Genomic DNA, 6,031 nt, shown 5'->3' on the forward strand with positions numbered 1-6,031 from the left:
CCTAGGGCTTTGGAAATTTAAAATTTTTGGACTTAGAATTTCAAGCTTTTAAATTCTACTAACAGAAATTTTTCTCATAAAATTTTTGCGAATAGCAAAATTCTCATTCGCAATGAAATTCTAGCTTGCAGCGGAATTCCAAAAATTCAAAGCGATATCCGCAGCGCTTCACATCCGAAGTTCGTTTAGAATTTATAAAATTCCTCCCACTTCAAGCGCCGTCCGTTTACTCTTCATCGTTAAAATTCCGTTTTAAATTCTACTTAAAAGGAGAGCCTTTGTTAAATTCTACTAAAAACGCCATTCGCGGGGCATTTTGGACGAAACCGTTCATAGTTTTAGTGCTGCTTTTGCTGCTGTTAATTCCGCTAAGCTTTATCGATAATCTTACCTACTCGCGCTCCGAAACCAAGCAGCTCGCGCAGGATTCGATCCTCACGCCGGTGGGTGGTGAGCTGCAAATCCAGGGCCTTGCGATCGTAGTGCCCTACGCAGAGATAATCGAAGCGATAGACAAAAGCAACAATGAACTCGTAAAAAGGCGCGTAGAGAAAAATTTCATCATCGTGCCAAAAAACTACTTCTTATCAGCGCAGATCGACCCCACCTATCTAAAGCGCGGAATTTTTCGCGTTCCGATATATAACGGCGATTTTGCGCTTAAGGCGGACTTTGAGGCGATAAACTATACCGAGCTCGGCATCGATCCTGCGCGGCTAAATTTCGACGAAGCCGTGCTAGTGCTCGGCGTAGGCAATCAAAAATCCTTCACTGCCTCCCCCGCTTTAAGCCTAAACGGCAAGGAGCTTAAGCAATATCACGGAAACGCCGAAGCTAAAATTTTCGATCGGAGTTTAATCTACAAGCTCCCCACTTCAGCACTGTCGTCTGATTTTAGCATCAGCGGCACGCTTAAAATCCAAGGCGGCGAGGCACTTCATCTAGCTCCGATCGCGCAAAATAGCCGTTTTGAAATTAGCTCTACTTGGGCATCGCCTAGCTTTGGCGGCGGCTTTATCGCCAAATCGCGCGAGGTAAGCGCTAGCGGTTTTAAAGCTTCGTGGGAAGTTACAGGCTTAGCCGCAGGCATTGCTCCTGCGTGGCTTGCAGATCAAGATGACCGCGTCGCTATGACGAACTGGCGCAGCAACGACGATAGAAATGATGCCGTAAGCATCGGCTTCATCGAGCCCGTGAACAACTACTCGCTGATTAAGCGCTGCACGGATTACGCTCTGTTATTCTTAGCGGTGCCGTTTTTGGCGATCTTTTTGTGCGAGGTTTATACTCACGAGCGCATCCACCCGATCCAATATCTACTCATCGGGCTTGAGGACGTCGTTTTCTACCTGCTGGTACTTTCACTCTCCGAACACATGGGCTTTGCGCTTAGCTATGCTGCTTCGGCGATCGCGGTAAGCGCGATAGTATTTTTCTACGCAAGCGCGATATTTAAAGGCGCGCGCTGGGGCATTTTCATCACTTGCGTTCAGCTCGTTTCATACGCGATCCTCTATGTTATCTTAAATTCCGAAGACTATGCGCTTCTAATGGGAAGCTTGATGATATTCGCGGTGATTTCGCTCGTTATGTATTTTACGCGCAAGCTCGACTGGTACGACACGGCGATCCCAAGCGGCGAGAAAAAGCAGGAGCAAGAGCCTGAAATTTAGCCTTTAAATTTGCCGCTAAATTTAATCGCGACGGCCTTTGGAGTTTTAAAATCCAAAGGCCATTTTAAATTTGCTCGCTAAATTTCAACTGCCAAAATTTCATCTATCTGAAATTTTATCCGCCGCGGCAGATACGGAGCGCATCGTAGCGGCAAACATGGTGCGGTGGCGGCGCGTTTTAAATTTAATTCCGTTAGTGCACCGAGCCGAACGGTGCATTTTAAAATTTAGCCCCGCGAGCGCGAACACGTCGCGACCAAATCTAAGGCGCGTCGCTTTAAATTTTAAAATTTCATCTGCGCCGCAAGGCCGATTTTTGAGTATAATGAGCGAAAAATTTTAAGGATTTCGTGTGATACTTGCTATTGAGAGCAGCTGCGACGACAGCTCGGTCGCGGTGATGGACGAGCGCAGTTTCGAGCTGAAATTTTACGAAAAAATAAGCCAGGAAGCCGATCACGCCAAATACGGCGGCGTCGTGCCCGAGCTTGCCGCGAGGCTGCATACGGAGGCGCTGCCGCGGATTTTGCAGCGCGCAAAGCCCTATTTTAGAGAGCTTAGCGCCGTCGCAGCAACCAATACCCCGGGGCTCAGCGTGAGCCTGATCGGCGGCGTGAATATGGCAAAAGCGCTCGCGCTCGCGCTAAATTTGCCGCTCATCGGCGTAAATCATCTCATAGGCCACGTCTACTCACTGTTTTTAGGGAGCGAGGCGCGATTTCCGATGGGCGTTTTGCTCGTTAGCGGCGGACACACGATGGTTTTGGATATCGACGCGGCAGGGAGTATCGAAATTTTAGCGACCACGGGCGACGACAGCTTCGGCGAGAGCTTCGATAAGATCGCCAAAATGCTAGGCCTCGGCTACCCGGGCGGCGCGCTCATCGAGGAACTCGCAAAAGGGGGCGAGCCGAAGTTTGAGCTGCCCGTGCCGCTAAAGGGCGACAGGCGGCTGGAGTATAGCTTTTCGGGGCTTAAAAACGCCGTACGCGTGCAGATAGAGAAGCTAAAAAAGGCGGGCGAGCTAGATGAGCGGGCGATGCGCGATCTGGCGCGCTGCTTTGAGGACGCGGCGTGCGCGCACATACTGGATAAATTACAGCGGATCTTTGAGTTACGCCGCTTTGTGCGCTTCGGCGTCGTGGGCGGAGCGAGCGCGAACCTGCATCTGCGCGGGCTTTTGACTGATCTGTGCGAGCAGGCAGGCTGCGAGATACTTTTCGCGCCGATGAAATTTTGCTCCGACAACGCCGCTATGATCGCGCGCGCAGCGATAGAAAAGCTGCGTAAAAAGGATTTCGTCGCACCCGCAGAGCTTGAGATCATCCCGCATCTAAATCTACGCTCGGCGTTTGAGTGAAATTTTAAAATTTACAAATAGTCCGCACCCGCTAGCGAATTCTTGCGCGCTGGACATTTGAGTAAAATTTTATCTCGCGCTTGCTCACGGTTGGGTTTGGATAAAATTCACTTTGAATTTACACATCGCGTTTCAGGCTCGCGCCACGTTTCGCTAAATTTCTCTCGTGCTCGCACCGCCATCGGTACCGCTGCCGCTGCGCGCCCCCTTGTCGTTTATAATGTCTACTAAAATTTGATCGACTTTGTTAGTTTGTCGTTTTTATCCTTTCTTAATCGTGCAGAAAAGTTACGACTTCATGTTCTTTTGGAACATATTCCCTATTTTCAATACCGCCGCTGCCATACTCAGACAAGGCTTCATTTAAAATTTTATAAAGCTCGTCTATCGAAATATCTCCAATATCAGAATTTACGCTTTGGAATTTATATTTGACCTTAAATGGATTTTCCGTGAAATATTTACTCGTTGTCTCATCATAAATTCGCCTTATATCAAGCTCGATATTTTTACCTTTATAATAAAGCAACCAAATATCCTCGCCCGTATAGCCATCCCGTGGATCCGGCAGTTGAGGGCTACCGATAAAGATAAGATAGGTCTGTTTTTGTTTATCTACTACCCAATTTAACCATCTAATATCTTGATCGCTCAATAAAGGTTTTCTAAATTTTGTCCTAATTTTATCAACAGTGTCTATAATGCTGTATCTTTCCGAATCAACTTTAGAAATATATTCCGCTACAAACGCCATTCTCGACTCCTTAAAATTTAATTCTCGAATTATACCGCGATATGTTTATACCTGCCTATGCGCTAATATATAATGTATTTAAAATTTAAAACTGCTTTGATCTACTCAATTTTAGGGTCTTTTGCCGCTCTAAATTTTAAAATTTCAAGTCCGCAAAGGACGGGTAAAATTCTAAATTTAAAAGCCTCCCGCACTGCGCTAAATTTTAAAATTTCAGACTTACAAAAGCGGATAAATTTTAAAATTTCAAACCCATGGATGCTAGATAAAATTCCAAGCCCGCGAAGGACGAGTAGAATTGTAAAATTTTATAATTTTAAAATTCCGCCTACTTCGTTTTCTTTGCGCTGTCTTTGTTAGTCGTTGCGTTGGCGTCGATGTAGCCCATCTGGGCGAGTTTTTCGTAGATTTGCATTATTACGGGACCTGCCGCGCTTCCGCCGCCGCCGCCGTGTTCTACGAGCACGGTTACGGCGTATTGCGGCTTGTCGTACGGCCCGAAGCTCGTCATCCAGGCGTGCGAGCGGTGGAAGTAGTCCATATCAGCCTCTTTCATTCGCTTTTTGGCGGTCTGCGAGATGCCTACGACCTGCGCGGTGCCCGTCTTGACCGCTAGAGGCACTACTGCGGTATGGATGAGCTTGTAGGCGGTGCCTCCGTCGGGGTTATTGCCGACCTCATACATCCCGCGCCGCACGAGGGGTAGCTGCGCCTTTTCTTTCGGTGTGAAAAGCTCGGTAGGGGCAAATTCCACTGGCTTGCCGTCGATGCTTTTTAAAAAATGCGGCGTGATAGCCTTGCCCGAGGCGATCTGCGCGGTGTTTTTAGCTACCTGCATAGGGGTGACGAGCACGTCGCCTTGACCGATCGAGGCATTGACCGTCTCGCCCTGATACCACGCGCGCTTAAATTTCTGCATTTTCCATGCTTTATTAGGCATCGTGCCTACAAACTCATTGGGCAGATCAACGCCTGTTTTACTACCAAATCCCAGACGCTGTAGATACGCGGACATATAGTCGATCCCCACTAGCAGTGAGCCTTCGTAAAAATACACGTCGCAGCTACCTTTAATCGCTTCTACTAGGCTCACGCGGCCATGACCCCAGCTCTTCCAGCAGCGAAATTTACGCCCCCCTAGCTCTATAGCGCCGCTGCAAAACACGCTCCAGTTCTCGTTGATCTTGCCGCTGTTTAAAAAGCTCATCCCCACAGCCATTTTAATTACGGAGCCCGGCGGATAGAGGCCATTTACGAGCTTATTCGTAAACGGATGGCGCGGATCTTTTATCAGCTCATCCCACTGCGTCTGCGAAATTCCGCCTACGAAGGTGTTTAGATCGTACTCGGGGAAGCTGCCCGCCGCGATGATAGCGCCGTCGCGCAGATCCATCACTATCGCTACGCCGTCTTTATCTTTAAAAATTTCCTCGAGGTATTTTTGCAGCTCAAGATCAATGGTAAGGGAGATTTCGCTACTGCTGGGCTCTTGCATCGAGATCTCCTCCACGACCTGATTTAGCGCCGTAACCTTCGTCTTGCGCTCGCCCTTGCTGCCCTGCAAAAGCTCGTTATAATACCCCTCGACGCCGCTTCTGCCGTTGTATCCGGTAAGTGCGCTTAGGGGGTTGTTTTGGATATCTTTTTTATTGGCGCGGCCTACGTAGCCGATGATGTGCGAAGCAAGCGCGCCGTAAGGGTAGAAGCGCTGCGAAGCGGGCGAAATTTTAATATTTTCGTGCAGGCTCAAGCTCGCGAAATGCTCTATCGTGGCGTTGTAGTCCAAAAACGGCACGACTTCGATAAAGTCTTGATTATAAGCGGAATTTGCGTCCTTGTAGCTCTTGCTCATCGCAGTGACGTTGAGATCTTTGAAGTAGCGCGAGATATTATTTAGCTCGCTTTGCAGCGCGGCGTCTTTTAGATGCGGCGCGATGGATAGCGAAAAGCCGAGATTATTTATCGCAAGCGGGCGGCCTTTGGCGTCTAAAATTTGACCGCGCACCGGCGGGATGTATTCGGTAGAGATGACGTTGTTTTTAGCGACTTGCTCGTAGAATTCGTTCGATTTGATCGAAAGATAATAAATTCTAACCAAAAGCATGCTAAAAAATAGTATCACGAAATCTTGAAGAAGGACTTATGAGTGCATTATATGATACTCAATGTTTTGACTTAGATGCAGTAAAATCTATAAAAGAAAATGAAAGACATTATGAAATCTCTGCTTCATTCTATGCAAAT

General features: G+C 47.9%; 4 protein-coding genes and 1 pseudogene. 3 read left to right on the forward strand and 2 right to left on the reverse strand.

Going from position 1 to position 6,031, the window contains the following annotated elements; genetic code table 11:
- Nucleotides 1-278 precede the first annotated feature (278 nt).
- Nucleotides 279-1,673 carry a cell envelope integrity protein CreD gene (creD, locus tag Q0600_RS04135; protein ID WP_298757220.1) on the forward strand — a complete coding sequence of 465 codons (1,395 nt, stop codon included), beginning with the start codon at nt 279-281 and terminating at the stop codon, nt 1,671-1,673.
- A 352-nt stretch (nt 1,674-2,025) separates the two neighbouring features.
- Nucleotides 2,026-3,033: a tRNA (adenosine(37)-N6)-threonylcarbamoyltransferase complex transferase subunit TsaD gene (gene tsaD, locus Q0600_RS04140; RefSeq protein ID WP_298757223.1), complete on the forward strand. Its 1,008-nt coding sequence runs from the start codon at nt 2,026-2,028 to the stop codon at nt 3,031-3,033.
- A 271-nt stretch (nt 3,034-3,304) separates the two neighbouring features.
- Here the strand turns inward: tsaD and Q0600_RS04145 are convergent, their stop codons facing one another.
- The gene (locus Q0600_RS04145; RefSeq protein WP_298757226.1) at nt 3,305-3,787 is read right to left on the reverse strand and encodes a hypothetical protein; all 483 of its coding nucleotides are present in this window, start codon (nt 3,785-3,787) and stop codon (nt 3,305-3,307) included.
- Between the two features lie 328 nt (nt 3,788-4,115).
- A pseudogene (gene mrdA, locus Q0600_RS04150) lies at nt 4,116-5,912 on the reverse strand (penicillin-binding protein 2); the annotation flags it as partial.
- A 17-nt stretch (nt 5,913-5,929) separates the two neighbouring features.
- On the opposite strand from mrdA, the gene Q0600_RS10560 reads away from it, so the two are divergent.
- A partial coding sequence (locus Q0600_RS10560; protein WP_366517540.1) for a hypothetical protein occupies nt 5,930-6,031 on the forward strand: 102 nt, incomplete at its 3' end.

This window comes from uncultured Campylobacter sp. (assembly GCF_938041645.1).
Classification (GTDB): domain Bacteria; phylum Campylobacterota; class Campylobacteria; order Campylobacterales; family Campylobacteraceae; genus Campylobacter_B.